The sequence below is a fragment of the Cellulomonas sp. HD19AZ1 genome, assembly GCF_004535805.1.
GTDB lineage: Bacteria > Actinomycetota > Actinomycetes > Actinomycetales > Cellulomonadaceae > Cellulomonas > Cellulomonas iranensis.
This window is the reverse complement of sequence record NZ_SPHX01000002.1, coordinates 447,370-464,908: the sequence shown is the minus strand read 5'-3', so window position 1 is coordinate 464,908 and position 17,539 is coordinate 447,370. Positions and strand designations below refer to the sequence as shown.

Genomic DNA, 17,539 nt, shown 5'->3' with positions numbered 1-17,539 from the left:
GGGTCTCCTCGGATCGGGTCCGACGGGATCAGGGCGTGAGCGCCGCCAGCGCGTCGTCGTGCAGCAGCCCGTTGGTCACGAGCGCGTCGCCGCCGTGCGGGCCGTCGACGCCGCGCAGGGACGTGAACCGCCCGCCCGCCTCGGTGACGACCGGCACGAGCGCGGCCATGTCGTACAGCTCGAGCTCGGGCTCCGCGGCGACGTCGACCGCGCCCTCGGCGACCAGCACGTACGACCAGAAGTCGCCGTACGCGCGCGTGCGCCACACGCGCCGCTGCAGGTCCATGAACTGCGGGAGGCGGCCGTGCTCCTCCCAGCCGGTGAGGCTCGAGTACGAGAACGACGCGTCCGCGAGCGTCGCGACCTTCGACACGTGCAGGCGCGTGGCCGCCGCGAGCGACCGCCCCGTCCAGGCGCCCGTGCCCTGCGCGGCCCACCAGCGCCGTCCCAGCGCCGGGGCGGACACGACCCCGACGACGACCTCGTCGCCGTCCATGAGGGCCAGCAGCGTCGCCCACACCGGCACGCCGCGCACGAAGTTCTTGGTCCCGTCGATCGGGTCGACCACCCACCGGCGCGGGCCGTGGCCCGTGTCGTGCCGCTCCTCGCCGTGCACCGCGTCGCGCGGACGCGCGCGCGACAGCTGCGCGCGGATGAGGTCCTCGGCGGCGCGGTCGGCGTCGGAGACGGGCGTGAGGTCCGGCTTCGTCTCCACCTGGAGGTCCATCGCCTTGAACCGCGACATCGTCAGCGCGTCGACCTGGTCGGCGATCACGTGCGCGAGCCGCAGGTCGTCGTCGTACGCCATCGTCGCTCCCTCGTCGGTCCCCGGGCCGGTCACGGGCGCGGCCGGTCCGCGCGTCAACCTACCCAAGCGCGCCGTCCGCGTGGGGGAGGGTCCGCCCGCGCGGGCGCGCGCCGCCGTCAGGGACGCGTGTCGTCGGCGTCTGCGGTGCCCAGGCGGCTCACCAGCAGGCGACGGAAGGAGTCCAGCCGTGCGGCCCGCGCCGCACGCGTCGCGTCGTCGGCGGCGTCGGCCACCCACTCGTCGAGCGCGCAGTCCGGTGCGTCGCCCAGGTGCGTGCAGCCGCGCGGGCACTCGCGCGCGACCTCGTCGAGGTCCGCGAACGCGTGCAGCAGGTGCGCGGGGTCGACGTGCGCGAGCCCGAACGACCGCACGCCCGGCGTGTCGATCACCCAGGTCGGTGCGCCCGCGTCCGGGACCTCGAGCGCGACCGCCGACGTCGAGGTGTGGCGCCCGCGCCCGGTGACGTCGTTGACGACGCCCGTCGCGCGCCGGGCGTCGGGGACGAGCGCGTTCACGAGCGTCGACTTGCCGACGCCCGAGTGCCCCACCAGCACGGAGATCTCGCCCCGCAGCGCGTCGCGCAACGCGTCCAGGCCCTCGATCGTCGTCGTGCCCGTGACGGGGTCGGTCACGCGCCGCGTCGCGACCACCTCGACGCCGATCGGCGCGTACAGCGCCGTGAGCTCGGCGGGGTCCGCGAGGTCGGCCTTGGTGAGCGCGAGCAGCACCTCCATGCCGGCGTCGTACGCGGCGGCGACGCAGCGGTCGATCATGCGCGTGCGCGGCTCCGGGTCGGCCAGCGCGGTGACGACGACGAGCCGGTCGGCGTTGGCGACGATCACGCGCTCGACCGGGTCGGTGTCGTCGGCCGTGCGCCGCAGCACCGTGCGCCGCTCGCCGATCCGCACGATGCGCGCGAGCGTGCCGTCCTCGCCGGTCGTGTCGCCGACGACGTCGACGCGGTCGCCCGGGACCACGCGCTCGCGGCCCAGCTCGCGTGCCTTCATCGCCAGCACGCGCGTCTCGTCCGGGCCGCCGGGGTCGACGAGCACGGTGTAGCGCCCGCGGTCGACCGCGACGACCATCGCGGACAACGCGTCGGCGTGCTCGGGGCGCTGCTTGGTGCGGGGGCGCGAGCCGCGGCCGGGACGGATCCGCACGTCCCGCTCGTCGTAGCGCCGCTGCGCCATCAGGCCGTCGGCCCCGTCGCGCCAGCCGGCGTCGTGCCCGCGAGCATGCCCGCCCACAGGTCGACGAACCCGGGCAGCGTCTTGGCGGTCGTGGCGACGTCCTCGACCGCGACGCCCGGCACGCGCAGGCCCACGAGCGCACCCGCGGTCGCCATGCGGTGGTCGGCGTACGTGCGCCACGTGCCGCCGTGCAGCGGCCGCGGCGTGATCACCAGGCCGTCGGACGTCTGCTCGGCCTGCCCGCCCAGACGCGTGATCTCGGCCGCGAGGGCCGCGAGCCGGTCGGTCTCGTGACCCCGCAGGTGCGCGATGCCGCGCAGGCGCGTGGGGGAGTCCGCGAGGGCCGCGAGCGCCGCGATCGTGGGTGCGAGCTCGCCGGCCGCGCGCAGGTCGAGGTCGACGCCGCGCACCTCGCCCGTGCCGGTGACGGTCAGCACGTCGCCGTCGAGCGTCGCGGACGCGCCCATGCGCGTGAGGATCCCGGGCAGCAGGCCGCCGGGCTGCGTCGTGCGCGCGGGCCACCCCGGCACGCGCACCGAGCCCCCCGCGACCATCGCGGCGCACAGGAACGGCGCGGCGTTCGACAGGTCGGGCTCGACCTGCACGTCGCGCCCCGCGACCGTGCCGGGCTCGACGTGCCAGATCTCCGGGCGCGAGTCGTCGACGACGACGCCCGCGGCGCGCATCACGTCGACCGTCATCTCGATGTGCGGCAGGCTCGGCAGCGTCGGCCCGGTGTGGCGCAGCGTCAGGCCCTGGTCGAACCGTGCCGCGGCGAGCAGCAGACCCGAGACGAACTGGCTCGAGCCCGACGCGTCGACGTCGACGCTGCCGCCACGGACCGTGCCGCGGCCGTGCACCGTGAACGGCAGGTGGCCGGGCTCGCCCTCGTCGTCGACGCGCACGTCGAGCGCGCGCAGGGCCCGCAGCAGCGGACCCATGGGGCGGACGAGCGCCTCGGCGTCGCCCGTGAACCGGACCGGGCCGTCGGCGAGCGCCGCGACGGGCGGCAGGAAGCGCATGACGGTGCCCGCGAGGCCGCAGTCGACGGTGACGGCCCCGCGCAGCTCCCCGGGCGTCACGTGCACGGCGTCGTCACCGAGCTCGACGCCGACCCCGAGCGCACGCAGCGCGTCCGCCATGAGACGCGTGTCCCGCGACACGAGCAGCGAGCGCAGCGTGCTCGGGCCGTCGGCGAGCGCCGCGAGCACGAGGTAGCGGTTGCTCAGCGACTTCGAGCCCGGCACCGCGACGGTCGCGTCGATCGGCCCGGCGGCGACGGGGGCGGACCACGGGTCGGCGTGCAGGCTCGTCATGCCGTTCAGGCTAGCGGCGACCGGTGTCGCGGCCCTGCGGCGTCCACCCTCAGTCGGTCGTGTGCCGGGCGGCCTCGGCCGCGCGCGCCGCCTTCAGCGCCGCGCGGTCGGTGCGCGCGTGCTGCACGCGCCACGCGACGCCCGGGCGCCCCTCGAGGTCGATGCCCGCGAGCACCGCACCCCCGGTGAACGACAGCGCGCGCACGAACCGCTCGGAGCGCTCGCGGCGCTCGTCCTTCGTCAGCGTGCCGGAGCGGCCCACCGGCAGGTTGACCGCGACGACCGGCAGCGTCAGCCCGGCGAGCGCCAGCGCGGCGGCGCGCGGTGCGCGCCCGACCGCGAGCATCGCACCCGCGACGACCATCGCGGCGCCGTGCGCCTGCGCGAGCGTCGCGAGCTCCTTGTCGGAGATCTCGCCCGCCAGCGCGCGGCCGAGGGGGCCGGGGGCGCGTCGCCGCGCGGACGCGGGCACGCGTCCGCGCAGGCCGTCGACGCCGTCGCGCACGACCTGCGCGTGCGCCGCGGGGTGCCGCAGCGCGTCCACCCCCTGGCTGACGAACCACGAGGCGAACAGGGGTCGGGCGATGCGGCGCAGCAGCACGGGCTCCTCCTCCGGGACTTCCACCGCGGACGCGCGGTGCCTCCCACGCTAGTGCCGGACCCGGGAGGCGGCGCGCCCACGCACGGTGCGCCGTGCGCACCGTGCGACGCCGCACGGGAATGCGCACGCCGCGCGTCGCTGTTGGGGGTGGCATGAGCTGTGCAGTCGCCACCCCCGAGGCCACCGCGGTCGCCGCCGTCCCGACGGGCGGGACCGTGCCGGTCGTCACACCGTGGGGTCTCACCGTCTCCTCAGGTGACGTCCAGGTCGGAGCACTAGGCTCGTGGGCGATGAGCGAGCACCCTGAGAGCCCTGCGGGCCTCGACGACGAGGGCACGACGCGTGCCCCGGTCGGCGAGGACGACGCCGCCCGCAGCGACCGGTTCGAGGCGGAGGCGCTGGTCCACCTGGACCAGCTCTACGGCGCGGCGCTGCGCATGACGCGCAACCCCGCGGACGCCGAGGACCTGGTCCAGGAGACCTTCACCAAGGCGTTCGCCGCGTTCCACCAGTACCGCCCGGGCACGAACCTCAAGGCGTGGCTGTACCGCATCCTCACCAACACGTACATCAACTCCTACCGCAAGAAGCAGCGCGAGCCGCAGCAGTCGCGGTCGGAGGAGGTGGAGGACTGGCAGCTCGCGCGCGCCGAGTCGCACACGTCGCGCGGGCTGCGCTCGGCCGAGGCCGAGGCGCTCGACCACCTGCCCGACTCCGACGTCAAGGACGCGCTGCAGCAGATCCCCGAGGACTTCCGCATCGCGGTGTACCTCGCGGACGTGGAGGGCTTCGCGTACAAGGAGATCGCCGAGATCATGGGGACGCCGATCGGGACGGTGATGTCCCGGCTGCACCGTGGCCGCGCGCAGCTGCGCGACCTGCTGTCGGACTACGCACGCGGACGTGGGCTCACCGCGGGCGGTGCGCGATGAGCGCGGTCGGCGACGGCCCGGAGGACGGCGTCCGGCCGGGTGCGGACCTACGCCGCGCGGCGCCCGGCTCGCCGTGCGGGTGCGACGAGGCCGTGGACCGGCTGTGGGAGTACGTCGACTCCGAGCTCGGCGTGCTCGACCGCGACCGCGTCGAGGCGCACCTGCACGAGTGCTCCGACTGCTTCGAGGAGGAGCAGGTCGAGCTCGTCATGAAGCAGCTCGTGAGGCGCTGCTGCCAGGAGGAGGCGCCCGCGGAGCTGCGCGTGCGCATCCGCGAGCAGATCACGGTGCTGCGGCTGCGCGCCGCGACCGGTCAGGACTCCTGACCACCGACCCGTGACCGTGGCGGCCCGCGGCCGCCGGGCGGGACGCACGAGGGCCCCGGAGCCGATGCTCCGGGGCCCTCGTGACGTCACGGCGTCGAACGCTCAGGCGTTGGGACGCTTGCCGTGGTTGGCGGCGTTCCCCTTGCGGGAGCGACGCTTGCGGCCACGCTTGCTCATCGCTGCTTCTCCTCGGGTCGCGGCGCGCGCCTACGGGGGCACGCGCCGGGGATGTCGCACCATGGTCCCACACACCGCGCGCGCCGCGCGCCGCTCAAGTGCGGGAGCCGCGCTCCCGATATCCCCCGGGTGAGCCAGCAGCCCCAGTCCGTCGTCCCCTTCCTGCACGCCCTCGCCTCGACCGGGGGCTCCGACCTGCACTGCAAGGTCGGCTCGGCGCCGCGCGTGCGGGTGGACGGCCGGCTGCGCAAGCTGCAGGCCGCGGAGCTGCGCCCGGTCGACACCGAGCGCATGCTCGAGGAGGTGCTGCCGGACGACCTCGTGGAGGAGTTCCGGCGCACCAAGGAGGCGGATTTCGCGTACTCGCTGTCGGGCGTGGGGCGCTTCCGCGTCAACGCCTACCAGGCGCGCGGCACGTTCGGGCTGGTGTTCCGGCGGGTCGCGATCGGTGCGCAGGCGCTGGGCGAGCTGGGCCTGCCGGAGGTGGTCGGGGAGCTCGCGCTGGAGCCCCGGGGGCTGGTGCTCGTGACGGGGCCGACGGGTGCGGGCAAGACGACGACGCTCGCGGCGATGGTCGACCTCGTGAACTCGTACCGCGAGGTCAACATCGTCACGATCGAGGACCCGATCGAGGTGCTGCACTCGGACAAGAAGGCGATCGTGTCGCAGCGCGAGGTGCGGCAGGACACGGCCGACTTCACGGTCGCGCTGCGCGCCGCGATGCGGCAGGACCCGGACGTGATCCTCGTGGGGGAGATGCGCGACGTCGAGACCGTGCGCGCGGTGCTGTCCGCGGCCGAGACCGGGCACCTCGTGCTCTCGACGCTGCACACGATCGACGCGGCCGAGTCCGTGAACCGCATCGTCGACTTCTTCCCGCCGCACGAGCAGAAGCAGGTGCGGATCGCGCTCGCGCAGACGCTGCGCGGGATCGTGTCGCAGCGCCTCGTGCGGCGCGCCGACGGCGCGGGCCGCTGCGCGGTCATCGAGGTCATGGTGAACACGGGCCGCACGGCCGAGGCGATCGTCGAGCCGCAGGAGAACCCGCCGCTGACCGACCTCATCAAGGACGGCGACTTCTACAAGATGCAGACGTTCGACCAGCACCTGTTCGCGCTCGTGCGCGACGCGGTCGTGACGTACGAGGAGGCGCTGTCGGTGGCGTCGAACCCGCACGACCTGACGGTCGAGCTGCGCGCCGCCGGCGTCGTCGCCTGACGGGACGCGTGCCGCGGCAGGGGGTTGCCGGCACCCAGAACGCGATATAGCGTGTCGCTTGCACACGACATATCGCGTTGGAGGAACCATGTCGACGGAGTCCTGGGTCGTCGCCGGCCCGCAGGTGATCGAGGTCGAGGACCTGCGCGCGCTGCGCGTGGGGCTGGTCGGCGGGCGCGTCGACGTGGTCGCGCACGACGACCCCGACGCGCGCGGTGCGCGCCTCGAGGTGCACCGCGTGGACGGCCGGCCGCTCGAGGTCACGCTGTCCGACGGCGAGCTGCGCATCGGGTACAGCTTCACGCTCGGCGGCTGGGAGGGCTTCGTCGAGAAGTTCCGCAACTTCCAGGACAAGGACCGCGCGGACGTGCACGTCGCCGTGCCGCGCGACGTGCTCGCCAAGGTCGGCACCGTGAGCGCCGACGGGCTCGTCGCGGGGCTGCGGCAGGACGCCTCGGTGTCGACCGTCTCGGGCTCGATCGTCGTCGACGACCTGCACGGGCGGCTCTCGACCCACAGCGTCTCGGGTGAGGTCGTGGCGCGCGGCCTCGACGGCGACCTGCGCTTCAACACGGTCTCGGGCGAGCTGTCCGCGTCGGGTCAGCTCACGCTCGTGCAGGGCAACTCGGTCTCCGGCGCCGTCTCGCTCGACGTCGGCAGCGGCACGTCCTCGCTCACCGTCACGACCGTCTCGGGCGACCTCACGGTGCGCATCCCGGCCGGCGCCGGGCTGCGGGCGCGCGCGCAGTCGGTCTCGGGCCGGCTCGTCGTGGACGGGCAGGAGCACAAGGGGTCGTCGCCCGGCCAGCGGACGGTCGAGGTCGACGCGGGCGACGGCGGGACGTTCCTGTCGGCCACGACCGTCACCGGTCACGTCACGGTGCTGCGCGCCGGGCCGGTCCAGGACGCGCCGGTGCAGGACGCGCCGGTGCAGGACGCACCGGTCCAGGACGCGCCGGTGCAGGACGAGGCCGTCTGATGGTGAAGGTCTTCGCGCACGGCCAGCTCCGCCTGTACCTGCTCGCGCTGCTCGAGGACGGGCCGCGGCACGGCTACGAGCTCATCACGGCCCTCACGGACCGGTTCGGCGGCACGTACCGCCCGAGCGCCGGCACGGTCTACCCGCGGCTCGCGCGGCTCGAGGAGGAGGGGCTCGTCGAGCGGTCCGACGAGGGGCGCAAGGCGACGTACACGCTGACGGCCGCGGGTCGCGCGGAGCTCGACGAGCGGCGCGGCGAGCTCGCGCACCTCGAGGCGGAGATCGCCGAGACCGTGCGGGAGCACGCCACGCAGGTGCGCGACGACGTCCGTGCGGCCATGCGCGGGCTGCGCGCCGACCTCGCGTCGGCGGCCCAGCGTGCCCGGGACGCGGCGGTGCCGCAGCCCGGCGCGCCCGACCGTGAGCGCGCCGCGTCGCACGGACGGCGCGTCGAGGCGGAGGCGATGGTCCGCCGGTTCGGCGACGAGGTCCGTGCGGACCTGCGCCGCGCGGACGCCGCGGGCGGGGTGGACGCGCTCACCGTCGAGACGTTGCGCACCGTGCTCGACACGGCGCTGCGCACGATGCGCGCGACGCTGCGCTGAGGCCCGCCGGACCGCGCCGTCAGGGCGACGGCAGCGGCGGCACCGGCGGCGACGCGCGACGTCGCCGCCGGTGCGCTCGGCCGGTCCAGGCGCGGGCGGCGGCCGCGACCGCCGCGCCGACCGGGCAGTAGACCACCGCGAGCACCAGCGCGATCCCGAGCGCCAGGGTCACCGAGGAGCGTTCGACCAGCGCCGCCAGCAGCAGGGCGGTGAGCACGCCCAGGGGCGCGCCGCAGGCGGCGAACGCCAGCACGTGCGCGGTCTCGGAGGTGCGGTGGCGCACCAGGTGCGCGGTGAGCGTGCCCGCCGGCCAGCCGAGCGCGAACGTCGCGGCGACGTGCACCGCGTACGCCAGGGCGACGATGCGGACGCCCGTGCCCAGCCCGACGCGGTCCTCCGGTGCCGGGGTGTTCGCCGCGAACCACGTGAGCGCGAGCGCGGCGGGCACCAGCAGGATGACCGCTGTCCGCACGCATACGTCGAGGGTCGCACCCCACCCCGTGACGGGGTGGGGTGCGGACGGGTCGGGGTCGACCGGTGCGCGGGCGGGGTCGGGTGGTGCGTCAGGCCGCGTCATCCGGCAGGCCCAGCCACTGGTGCCAGCCGGTGTGCAGCACGAGCCACGCCATGAGGCCGTAGCCGGCCTGCCCGGGTAGGTGCCGCGGCGAGACCGCCATGTCGGCGAGCCACTGGTCGTGCGCGGCGAGGGGCGAGTACATGTCGACGTAGGGCACGCGGCGCCGTGCCGCGACGTCGCCCAGGGCGACCGACAGCTCGGCGAGCTTGTCGCCGTCGGCGGGGTCGCCCGGGGGCGGTCCGACCACGAACGCCGGCATGCGGCGCTGCTCGGCGACGTCGAGCACGTTGGCGAGGTTGAGCCGGCTGCGTGCGAGCGAGAGGCCCGCGGCCACGTCGGCACGGCCGAGCGCGACGACCAGGCGGTTGTCGGCCTCGGGCGCGAGCCGGCGCGAGACCTCGGCGTCCCAGCGGCCGCCCAGGTCGGTGCTGGTCTCGCCGGGCACGGCGAGCGTCATGACCGTCGGAGGGTCGGGCAGCGGTGTGCGGGCGGCGACGCGGCCCACCCAGCCCAGGCCCTTGGGGTCTCCTGCGCCGGCGACCAGCTCGTCGCCGACGACCGCGAGCCGCAGCTCACCCACGCCATCACTCCTGCCCGTGCCGCCGCGCCGGCCGGTCCGGCGCTGCCGACAGTCTCGCAGGCCGTCGGGGCCTCGGCGTGGTCATCGTCGCGGGGCGGCGGACGTGTCGTGCGGCACGCGGGGTGACGCGGCGCTCAGCGAGCTCCGACGCGGGTGTGCGGCGCGGGGGTGCCGGCGTCGTCCCAGGCGGGGTGGGAGCGCGGCGGCTCGCGGTCGCCGAGGCCGTCGCGACGCACGAGCACGACGAGCCACGCGATCCAGGCGGTGAAGGCGACGAGGGCCAGCAGGAGCAGGACGAGGTTCATGGCAGAAACTCTGCGCTCGGCGTGAAGACGCCACGAGTGGCAGAAGTGCCGCCGACCATTGAAATCCTGCCAACAGCGTGCGACGGTGGTGACGTGCTCCGCTCCGTCGCCGTCCTCGCGCTCCCGAACGCCGCCGCCTTCGAGCTCGGCACCGCGTGCGAGGTCTTCGGCATCGACCGCTCCGACACCGGCGGGCCGGTGTTCGACTTCCGGGTCTGCGGCCCGCGGGCCGGGGCGACCCTGCCGACCAAGTCCGGGTTCTCGATCGTCGTCGAGCACGGGCTCGAGGCCACGCGCGACGTCGACCTCGTCGTCGTGCCCGCCTACGGCGTGCCGCCCGCTGACCTGCCCGACGACGTCCTCGACGCGCTGCGCGCCGCGCACGCGCGCGGGGCCTGGATCCTGAGCATCTGCAGCGGCGCGTTCGCCCTGGGGGAGGCCGGCCTGCTCGACGGCCGCCGCTGCACCACCCACTGGATGCACGCCGCCGCGCTCGCCGCGCGCTTCCCCGCGACGACCGTCGACCCCGACGTGCTGTACGTCGAGGACGGCCGCGTCATCACGGGCGCGGGCACGGCCGCCGGCATCGACGCGTGCCTGCACCTCGTGCGGCGTGAGCTCGGCGCCGCCGCCGCCGCGAGCGTCGCGCGGCGCATGGTCGTGCCGCCGCAGCGCGACGGCGGCCAGGCCCAGTACGTCGAGACCCCGCTGCCGCCGCAGGCCGACACGCTCGCGCCGCTGCTCGCGTGGATGGTCGAGCACCTCGACGAGGACCTGTCGGTGCCCGCGCTCGCCGCCCGCGCCTTCACCTCCGAGCGCACGTTCGCGCGCCGGTTCCGCGCCGAGACCGGCGCGACGCCCGCCGCGTGGGTCGCCCGGCAGCGGGTGGCCCGCGCGCAGGAGCTCCTCGAGCGCACCGACGCCCCCGTCGACGAGGTCGCGCGGCGCAGCGGCTTCGGCACCGGGGCGCTGCTGCGCCACCACTTCGCGCGCACGCTGGGCACCACGCCGCTGAGCTACCGGCGCCAGTTCACCTGCGCCGCCGACGACCCCACGGACGACGCGGCGTCCCTCACCGCCTGAGCCGGCGCGTCCGACGTCGCGACGAGCGGCCCGGACGCGGCGACGCCCCCGTCCTCGGCGGAGGACGGGGGCGCCCGGCCCGCACGGCGCTCGGAGGTCGCCGGGGCCGCGGTGCGGTGCGGGCCCTGGCATCCGCCCCGCACCGGGTCAGGGGTGCGTCACATCGTCGGCATCAGCACGCCGTCGATGAGGTACACCGTGGCGTTCGCGGTCTGCACGCCGCCGCAGACGACGTTCGCGTCGTTGACCTTGAGCATGTCGCCCGAGCCGGTCACGTCGACCGTGCCGCCCTGGACGGTCGTGTGCTCACCGGCGATCTGGTCGGGCGAGAGCCGGCCCTCGACCACGTGGTACGTGAGGATCGAGGACAGCGTCGCGGCGTCGGTCTTGAGCGACTCGATCGTGGCCGGGTCGATCTTCGCGAACGCCTCGTCGACCGGCGCGAACACCGTGAACTCGCCGCCGTTGAGCGTGTCGACCAGGTTCACGTCGGGGTTGAGCTGGCCCGAGACCGCGGCCGTGAGCGTGGTCAGCAGCGGGTTGTTCGACGCGGCCGTCGCGACCGGGTCGGTCGACATGCCCTCGATCGAGCCGGCGCCGTCCGGCACCGTCGCCGCGTAGTCGGCGCAGCCCGGGCCGACCAGACCGGACGCCATCATGTCGCCGCCCTCGGTCGCCATGTCGTCGGGCGTGGCCGACGGCGTCGGCGCCATCGAGGTCATCGCGTCGGGCGTCGTCTCCGCGCCCGTGTCGTCGCCCGAGCTGCAGGCGGTGAGTGCCAGGCCGGTCGTCAGCAGCAGCGCGGCGGACAGGCGCGTGCGGGTCGAGATCTGCATGGTCGTCTCCTCCAGGGTGCTGCGGAGGACCTCTCGTCCTCCGCCGTCGCCCGTGGTTCGGAGCCGTCCCCCGGGGCGGATGGGTCGGATCGACGACGAGTTCTCACCGAGCTCGCGACCCACGGCCCGGCGACGTCGCCGCCGAGCCGCACCCATCCGGGGGACCGCCCGCGCCGAACCCCCGGCATGGACCTCGTGGTGGTGGCGCTCGTCGGACTCGTCGGCGGCCTGGTGACCGGGATCTCGCCCTGCATCCTCCCGGTGCTCCCGGTCGTGCTCCTCAGTGCGGGCGCGCAGGGCGCCCGCACGGGACCGAGCCGCGCGGCACCCGTGCGGGCGACCACGGCCACGCCCGTCCGCGGCGCCGCCGCGGGCGTCGGCGTGCTCGAGCAGCCCGCGCTGCTCACGCGCGGCGGTGCGCCCACCGAGCCGCCGCGGGCGAGCGGTGCACGCCCCTACCTCGTCGTCGCGGGCCTCGTCACGGCGTTCTCGCTCGCGACGCTCACCGGCACGGTCGTGCTCAACGCGCTCGGCCTGCCGGGCGACACGCTGCGCTGGGCCGGCATCGCGGTCCTCGTCGTCATGGGCCTGGGTCTGCTCGTCCCGCGGTTCGAGCAGGTCATCGAGCGTCCCTTCGCGCGGCTCGCACCGCGCCGCGCTCCCGGCAAGGACCGGGGTGCGTTCGTCCTCGGGCTCGGGCTCGGCGCCGTGTACGTGCCGTGCGCCGGCCCCGTGCTCGCGGCCGTGACCGTCGCGGGCGCCACGGGGCGCGTCGACGCGTCGACCGTGGTGCTCACGGTCGGGTTCGCGATCGGTGCCGCGCTGCCGCTGCTCGTGCTCGCGCTCGCGGGCCGCCGTGCCACCGAGCGTCTCGCGTTCCTGCGCACGCACCAGCGTCGCGTCCGCGCCGTCGGCGGCGCGGTCATGCTCGCGCTCGCGGCGGCCCTGACGTTCAACCTCACCGACGGGCTGCAGCGCGCGCTGCCCGGCTGGGCCGACAGCCTGCAGCAGCGCCTCGCGGCTGACGAGCGCGTCACGCAGCAGCTCGACCTCGGCGGCGTCGTGACGGCCGAGAACGAGGGCCTGTCCCGCTGCACGCAAGGCGCCACCGCGCTCGAGGACTGCGGCCCCGCGCCCGAGCTGCGCGGCATCGACACGTGGCTCCAGACGCCCGACGGCGCGGACCTCACGATGGCGGACCTGCGTGGCAAGGTCGTCCTGCTCGACTTCTGGGCCTACTCCTGCATCAACTGCCAGCGGTCGGTGCCGCACGTCGAGGCGTGGTGGCAGGCGTACCGCGACGCCGGGCTCGTCGTGGTCGGCGTGCACACGCCCGAGTACGCGTTCGAGCGCGAGACCGACAACGTCGTCGACGGTGCGCGGCGCCTCGGCATCACGTACCCGGTCGCGCAGGACAACTCCTACGCCACCTGGAGCGCCTACCGGAACCGGTACTGGCCCGCGTCATACCTCGTCGACGCGGACGGGCAGGTCCGGCACGTGCATCAGGGCGAGGGGGGCTACGACGTGACCGAGGACCTCGTGCGCGAGCTCCTGCAGGACGCGGACCCGGGCGTCGCGCTGCCGCCGCGCACGCAGGTCGACGACCGCACGCCCGACGGCGCGCAGATCACGCCCGAGACCTTCCTGTCCGTGGGGAAGCGCACCAACGTCGCGGGCGAGTACGTCGAGGGCGAGCACACGTACACCGCGCCCACCGACCAGCCGGCCGACACCGTCGCGCTCGATGGCACGTGGACCACCGACTACCAGGGCGCGACCGCGGGCGACGACGCCGCGCTGCGGCTGCGGTTCTCGGCGAGCGAGGTCCGCACGGTCGTCGGCGGCGAGGGCACGGTCACCGCGGTCGTGCGCGACGCGTCGGGGGCGGTCGTCGACGAGGTCGAGCACGAGATCTCCGGGTCGCCGCGCTCGTACCGCCTGCTCGCGCGGCCCGACCTCACGACCGGCACCGTCGAGCTGCGCGCGACGCCGGGCGTCCAGGTGTTCTCGTTCACCTTCGGGTGAGCCGCGGGCCGCGTCCGCACGGGGGCCGAGGGAGCCGTCAGCGGCGGAAGGCCGCCTCGACGAGCTCCTTCTGCTCCACCGCGTGCTTCTTGGCCGAGCCCGCGGCCGGCGACGCCGACTCGGGCCGCGACACGACGCTCACCGGGCGCTCGACGACCTGCGGCAGGTGCGTCGACACGAACGTCCACGGGCCCTGGTTGCGCGGCTCGTCCTGCACCCAGACCAGCTCGGCGCCGTCGAACGGCGCGAGCGCGTCGCGCAGCGCGTCGGGCTCGAGCGGGTACAGCTGCTCGAGGCGCACGATCGCGGTCTGCTGGTCGCCCGACTGCACGCGGTGCGCGAGCAGGTCCCAGTAGACCTTGCCCGAGCACAGCAGCACGCGGGTCACCTGGTCGGCCTTGGCCGACGCGAGGTCGTCGCCGATCACGGTGCGGAACGTGCCGGACGTGAAGTCCTCGACCGACGACGTTGCTGCCTTGAGCCGCAGCATCGACTTCGGCGTGAACACCACGAGCGGGCGGCGCGGGCGCTGGTACGCCTGACGGCGCAGCAGGTGGAAGTGCGACGCGGGCGTCGACGGCTGCGCGATCGTCATGTTGTCCTCGGCCGCGAGCTGCAGGAACCGCTCGATGCGCGCCGACGAGTGGTCGGGGCCCTGGCCCTCGTAGCCGTGGGGGAGCAGCAGCACGACCGACGAGCGCTGCGCCCACTTCTGCTCGGCCGACGAGATGAACTCGTCGATGACCGTCTGCGCGCCGTTGACGAAGTCGCCGAACTGCGCCTCCCACAGCACGAGCGCGTCGGGGCGCTCGACCGAGTAGCCGTACTCGAACCCGAGGGCCGCGTACTCCGAGAGCGACGAGTCGTACACCCAGAACTTCGCCTGGTCGGCCGACAGGTACAGCAGCGGCGTCCACTCGGCGCCCGTCTCGCGGTCGTGCAGCACGGCGTGCCGCTGCACGAAGGTCCCGCGGCGCGAGTCCTGCCCGGCCAGCCGCACAGGGGTGCCCTCGACGAGCAGCGAGCCGAACGCGAGGATCTCGCCGTAGCCCCAGTCGATCGCGCCCTCGCGGCTCATCTGCTCGCGCTTGGCGAGCAGCTGCGCCAGCTTCGGGTGCACCGTGAAGCCCTCGGGCGGGCTGACGTGCGCCTGGCCGATGCGCTGCAGCACCGACGCCGGCACGGCGGTCTGCCAGCCGACCATGACGCCCGCGTCCTCGTGCTGCGACTCGGGCCGCTCGAGGCCGGCGACGGTCTCGCTGTCCGCCGCGGGCGGCGTCCAGCCGTCCTCGCGGGTCTCGGTGAACACCCGCTCGAGCTGCGACTGGTAGTCGCGCAGCGCCTGCTCGGCCTCCTCGAGCGTGATGTCGCCGCGGGCCACGAGCGTCTCGGTGTACGCCTTGCGCACCGAGCGCTTGGCCTCGATGAGGTTGTACATCAGCGGCTGCGTCATCGACGGGTCGTCGCCCTCGTTGTGCCCGCGGCGGCGGTAGCAGACGAGGTCGATGATGACGTCGCGGTCGAACTGCTCGCGGTACTCGAACGCGAGCTCGGCGACCCGCACGACGGCCTCGGGGTCGTCGCCGTTGACGTGGAAGATCGGGACCTGCAGGCCCTTGGCCACGTCGGTCGCGTACTGCGAGGACCGCGACGACGACGGGCCGGTGGTGAACCCGACCTGGTTGTTGACGATGACGTGGATCGTGCCGCCCGTGCGGTACCCGCGCAGCTGCGCGAGGTTGAGCGTCTCGAACACCACACCCTGGCCCGCGAAGGCCGCGTCGCCGTGGATGAGGATCGGCAGCACCGAGAAGCCGTCGCCGCCGAGGTCGATGCGGTCCTGCTTGGCGCGCACGATGCCCTCGAGCACCGGGTCGACGGCCTCGAGGTGCGACGGGTTGGCCGCGAGGTACACCGCGGTCGTCGCACCGGACTCGGCCGTGAACACGCCCTCGGTGCCGAGGTGGTACTTCACGTCGCCCGAGCCCTGCACCGACTTCGGGTCCTGGTTGCCCTCGAACTCGCTGAAGATCTGCCCGTACGACTTGCCGGCGATGTTCGCGAGCACGTTGAGCCGGCCGCGGTGCGCCATGCCGATGCCGACCTCGTCGAGCCCGCCGTTCGCGGCGCGCGACAGGATCGCGTCGAGCAGCGGGATGAGCGACTCGCCGCCCTCGAGCGAGAACCGCTTCTGCCCGACGTACTTGGTCTGCAGGAACGTCTCGAACGCCTCGGCGGCGTTGAGGCGCCGCAGGATGCGCAGCTGGTCCTCGCGCGGCGTGCGCGCGTACCCGGACTCCAGGCGCTCCTGCAGCCAGCGGCGCTGCCGCGGGTCCTGCAGGTGCATGTACTCGGCGCCGACCGTGCGGCAGTACGAGTCGCGCAGCAGGCCGAGGACGTCGCGCAGCGTGGCGCGCGTCTTGCCGGTGAACCCGCCCGTGGGGAACGTGCGGTCCAGGTCCCACAGCGTCAGGCCGTGGTTCTGCACGTCCAGGTCGGGGTGCTTGCGCTGGCGGTACGCGAGCGGGTCGGTGTCCGCCATGAGGTGCCCGCGCGAGCGGTAGGCGTGGATGAGCTCGGCGATGCGGGCAGGCTTGATCGCCTCGGCGTCCGGGTCGTGGTTCGCGTCCCGCACCCAGCGCACGGGCTCGTACGGCACGCGCAGCGCCGCGAACACGCGGTCGTAGAAGCCGTCCTCGCCCAGCAGCTTGCGCCCGAGGATCCGCAGGAAGTCGCCGGACTGCGCGCCCTGGATGATGCGGTGGTCGTAGGTCGACGTGATCGTCAGGACCTTCGAGACGCCCATGCGGTTGAGCTGCTCATCCGACGTGCCCGCGAACTCGGCGGGGTAGTCCATCGCGCCGACGCCGACGATCGTGCCCTGGCCCTGCATGAGGCGCGGCACCGAGTGCACGGTGCCGATCGTGCCGGGGTTGGTCAGCGAGATCGTCGTGCCGGCGAAGTCGTCGACCGTGAGCTTGGCGTTGCGCGCGCGCCGCACGACGTCCTCGTAGGCCGTCCAGAACTGCGCGAAGTCGAGCGTCTCGGCCTTCTTGATCGACGGCACGAGGAGCTGGCGCGTGCCGTCCGGCTTGGCCAGGTCGATCGCGAGGCCCAGGTTGACGTGCGCGGGCTGCAGCACGCCCGGCTTGCCGTCGACGAGCGTGTAGGCCGCGTTCATGGCGGGCATCTCGCCGACGGCCTCGACGAGCGCGAAGCCGATGAGGTGCGTGAACGAGACCTTGCCGCCGCGGCCGCGCGCGAGGTGGTTGTTGATGACGATGCGGTTGTCGACCATGAGCTTGGCCGGCACGGCGCGCACCGAGGTCGCGGTCGGGACCTCGAGCGACGCCTCCATGTTGGTGACCACGCGGGCCGCGGGGCCGCGGAGCTTCTGCACGTCGTCGACGGGCTGCACGCCGTCGCCGGCGGAGCGGCGGGTCGCGACCTCGGCGTAGGGCGCGGTCGCGGGCTGCGCGGTCGCGACGGGCGAGGGACCCGTGGGCACCTCGGGCCGGGCGGGGGCCGCGGGCGCGCTCGCCGCCGCGGCCGGAGCGGGTGCGGCGGGAGCGGGTGCGGCGGTCGCCGGGTCGGACCCGCCGGTGGCGGCGTCCCCCGGCGGGGTGGCGGCCCCCTGACCCGGCGGCGTCGTCGCCGCGTCGGTCGTCCCGCCCGTCGTCGGGGCGGTGCTCGCGTCGCCGTTCGAGCCGGTGGACGACGTCTCGGGCTTGTAGCCCTCGAAGAAGTCCCACCAGGCCGGATCCACCGCGTTGCGGTCCTTCCGGTACTGCTCGTACAGCTCGTCGACGAGCCACTCGTTCGCGCCGAAGTCGGCACGGGGGGAGTCGGACTGCGCGTTCTGCGTCACGCTGGGATCGCCCACTTCCGGTGCGCGGTACCGGACCGCGCCGTCGCCAGTTCTGTTGATGACAACACTACGTGGTCGCCTGGGTCCCAGGCCCCTTGCGGACCGTGCGT

General features: G+C 74.7%; 17 protein-coding genes. 7 read left to right on the top strand and 10 right to left on the bottom strand.

Features of this window, described 5'->3' with window-relative positions:
* Positions 1–28: 28 nt before the first annotated feature.
* The 4 genes from hisN to E4A51_RS05640 all read right to left on the bottom strand — a co-directional run bounded on the left by hisN (position 29) and on the right by E4A51_RS05640 (position 3,915).
* A complete protein-coding gene (hisN, locus tag E4A51_RS05655) occupies positions 29–808 on the bottom strand; it encodes a histidinol-phosphatase (protein WP_134851098.1) in 780 nt (259 codons plus the stop codon).
* Positions 809–924: 116 nt separating this feature from the next.
* On the bottom strand, positions 925–1,998 hold the full coding sequence (gene rsgA / locus E4A51_RS05650) for a ribosome small subunit-dependent GTPase A (protein ID WP_134851097.1): 1,074 nt from the start codon (positions 1,996–1,998) through the stop codon (positions 925–927).
* Complete coding sequence (gene aroA, locus E4A51_RS05645; RefSeq protein ID WP_134851096.1) at positions 1,998–3,314, bottom strand: 3-phosphoshikimate 1-carboxyvinyltransferase; 1,317 nt, start codon at positions 3,312–3,314, stop codon at positions 1,998–2,000. The genes rsgA and aroA overlap by 1 nt, the downstream gene beginning before the upstream one ends.
* A gap of 49 nt (positions 3,315–3,363) precedes the next feature.
* The gene (locus E4A51_RS05640) at positions 3,364–3,915 is read right to left on the bottom strand and encodes a DoxX family membrane protein (protein ID WP_070319233.1); all 552 of its coding nucleotides are present in this window, start codon (positions 3,913–3,915) and stop codon (positions 3,364–3,366) included.
* Positions 3,916–4,067: 152 nt separating this feature from the next.
* On the opposite strand from E4A51_RS05640, the gene E4A51_RS05635 reads away from it, so the two are divergent.
* Positions 4,068–4,847, top strand: a complete 780-nt coding sequence (locus E4A51_RS05635) for a sigma-70 family RNA polymerase sigma factor (protein ID WP_070319232.1) — start codon at positions 4,068–4,070, stop codon at positions 4,845–4,847.
* Positions 4,844–5,173 (top strand): mycothiol system anti-sigma-R factor, encoded by a 330-nt coding sequence (rsrA, locus tag E4A51_RS05630; protein WP_070319231.1) that lies wholly within the window; start codon positions 4,844–4,846, stop codon positions 5,171–5,173. Before E4A51_RS05635 ends, rsrA begins: the two co-directional genes overlap by 4 nt.
* Before the next feature lie 102 nt (positions 5,174–5,275).
* On the opposite strand, the gene E4A51_RS18960 is transcribed toward rsrA, so the two are convergent.
* Complete coding sequence (locus tag E4A51_RS18960; RefSeq protein ID WP_099052597.1) at positions 5,276–5,350, bottom strand: 50S ribosomal protein bL37; 75 nt, start codon at positions 5,348–5,350, stop codon at positions 5,276–5,278.
* Positions 5,351–5,479: 129 nt separating this feature from the next.
* On the opposite strand from E4A51_RS18960, the gene E4A51_RS05625 reads away from it, so the two are divergent.
* The 3 genes from E4A51_RS05625 (at position 5,480) to E4A51_RS05610 (ending at position 8,152) form a co-directional block, all read left to right on the top strand.
* The gene (locus E4A51_RS05625; protein WP_046527910.1) at positions 5,480–6,568 is read left to right on the top strand and encodes a type IV pilus twitching motility protein PilT; all 1,089 of its coding nucleotides are present in this window, start codon (positions 5,480–5,482) and stop codon (positions 6,566–6,568) included.
* An 88-nt stretch (positions 6,569–6,656) separates the two neighbouring features.
* Positions 6,657–7,547 (top strand): DUF4097 family beta strand repeat-containing protein, encoded by an 891-nt coding sequence (locus E4A51_RS05620; RefSeq protein WP_167748830.1) that lies wholly within the window; start codon positions 6,657–6,659, stop codon positions 7,545–7,547.
* Positions 7,547–8,152: a PadR family transcriptional regulator gene (locus tag E4A51_RS05610; RefSeq protein ID WP_046527912.1), complete on the top strand. Its 606-nt coding sequence runs from the start codon at positions 7,547–7,549 to the stop codon at positions 8,150–8,152. The genes E4A51_RS05620 and E4A51_RS05610 overlap by 1 nt, the downstream gene beginning before the upstream one ends.
* Before the next feature lie 19 nt (positions 8,153–8,171).
* Here the strand turns inward: E4A51_RS05610 and E4A51_RS05605 are convergent, their stop codons facing one another.
* The 3 genes from E4A51_RS05605 to E4A51_RS18250 form a co-directional block, all read right to left on the bottom strand.
* Positions 8,172–8,624 (bottom strand): hypothetical protein, encoded by a 453-nt coding sequence (locus E4A51_RS05605; RefSeq protein WP_134851095.1) that lies wholly within the window; start codon positions 8,622–8,624, stop codon positions 8,172–8,174.
* Positions 8,625–8,715: 91 nt separating this feature from the next.
* Positions 8,716–9,309, bottom strand: a complete 594-nt coding sequence (locus E4A51_RS05600; protein ID WP_046527914.1) for a GDSL-type esterase/lipase family protein — start codon at positions 9,307–9,309, stop codon at positions 8,716–8,718.
* A 134-nt stretch (positions 9,310–9,443) separates the two neighbouring features.
* Positions 9,444–9,614 carry a hypothetical protein gene (locus E4A51_RS18250; RefSeq protein WP_167748829.1) on the bottom strand — a complete coding sequence of 57 codons (171 nt, stop codon included), beginning with the start codon at positions 9,612–9,614 and terminating at the stop codon, positions 9,444–9,446.
* Between the two features lie 93 nt (positions 9,615–9,707).
* On the opposite strand from E4A51_RS18250, the gene E4A51_RS05595 reads away from it, so the two are divergent.
* Positions 9,708–10,697 carry a GlxA family transcriptional regulator gene (locus E4A51_RS05595; RefSeq protein WP_046527915.1) on the top strand — a complete coding sequence of 330 codons (990 nt, stop codon included), beginning with the start codon at positions 9,708–9,710 and terminating at the stop codon, positions 10,695–10,697.
* A gap of 158 nt (positions 10,698–10,855) precedes the next feature.
* Here E4A51_RS05595 and E4A51_RS05590 read toward each other — a convergent pair whose 3' ends face one another.
* Positions 10,856–11,533: a fasciclin domain-containing protein gene (locus tag E4A51_RS05590; protein WP_046527916.1), complete on the bottom strand. Its 678-nt coding sequence runs from the start codon at positions 11,531–11,533 to the stop codon at positions 10,856–10,858.
* Between the two features lie 186 nt (positions 11,534–11,719).
* Between E4A51_RS05590 and E4A51_RS05585 the strand changes: the two genes are divergently transcribed.
* Positions 11,720–13,561, top strand: a complete 1,842-nt coding sequence (locus tag E4A51_RS05585; RefSeq protein WP_134851094.1) for a cytochrome c biogenesis protein DipZ — start codon at positions 11,720–11,722, stop codon at positions 13,559–13,561.
* 37 nt (positions 13,562–13,598) lie between these two features.
* Here the strand turns inward: E4A51_RS05585 and E4A51_RS05580 are convergent, their stop codons facing one another.
* Complete coding sequence (locus E4A51_RS05580) at positions 13,599–17,429, bottom strand: multifunctional oxoglutarate decarboxylase/oxoglutarate dehydrogenase thiamine pyrophosphate-binding subunit/dihydrolipoyllysine-residue succinyltransferase subunit (RefSeq protein WP_134851093.1); 3,831 nt, start codon at positions 17,427–17,429, stop codon at positions 13,599–13,601.
* Positions 17,430–17,539: the final 110 nt, after the last annotated feature.

Coding starts and splice junctions, on each gene's coding strand:
- E4A51_RS18250 (WP_167748829.1), bottom strand. CDS start 9,614: ATGAACCTCGTCCTGCTCCTGCTGGCCCTCGTCGCCTTCACCGCCTGG.
- hisN (WP_134851098.1), bottom strand. CDS start 808: ATGGCGTACGACGACGACCTGCGGCTCGCGCACGTGATCGCCGACCAG.
- E4A51_RS05620 (WP_167748830.1), top strand. CDS start 6,657: ATGTCGACGGAGTCCTGGGTCGTCGCCGGCCCGCAGGTGATCGAGGTC.
- E4A51_RS05610 (WP_046527912.1), top strand. CDS start 7,547: ATGGTGAAGGTCTTCGCGCACGGCCAGCTCCGCCTGTACCTGCTCGCG.
- E4A51_RS05635 (WP_070319232.1), top strand. CDS start 4,068: ATGAGCTGTGCAGTCGCCACCCCCGAGGCCACCGCGGTCGCCGCCGTC.
- rsgA (WP_134851097.1), bottom strand. CDS start 1,998: ATGGCGCAGCGGCGCTACGACGAGCGGGACGTGCGGATCCGTCCCGGC.
- aroA (WP_134851096.1), bottom strand. CDS start 3,314: ATGACGAGCCTGCACGCCGACCCGTGGTCCGCCCCCGTCGCCGCCGGG.
- E4A51_RS05585 (WP_134851094.1), top strand. CDS start 11,720: ATGGACCTCGTGGTGGTGGCGCTCGTCGGACTCGTCGGCGGCCTGGTG.
- rsrA (WP_070319231.1), top strand. CDS start 4,844: ATGAGCGCGGTCGGCGACGGCCCGGAGGACGGCGTCCGGCCGGGTGCG.
- E4A51_RS05590 (WP_046527916.1), bottom strand. CDS start 11,533: ATGCAGATCTCGACCCGCACGCGCCTGTCCGCCGCGCTGCTGCTGACG.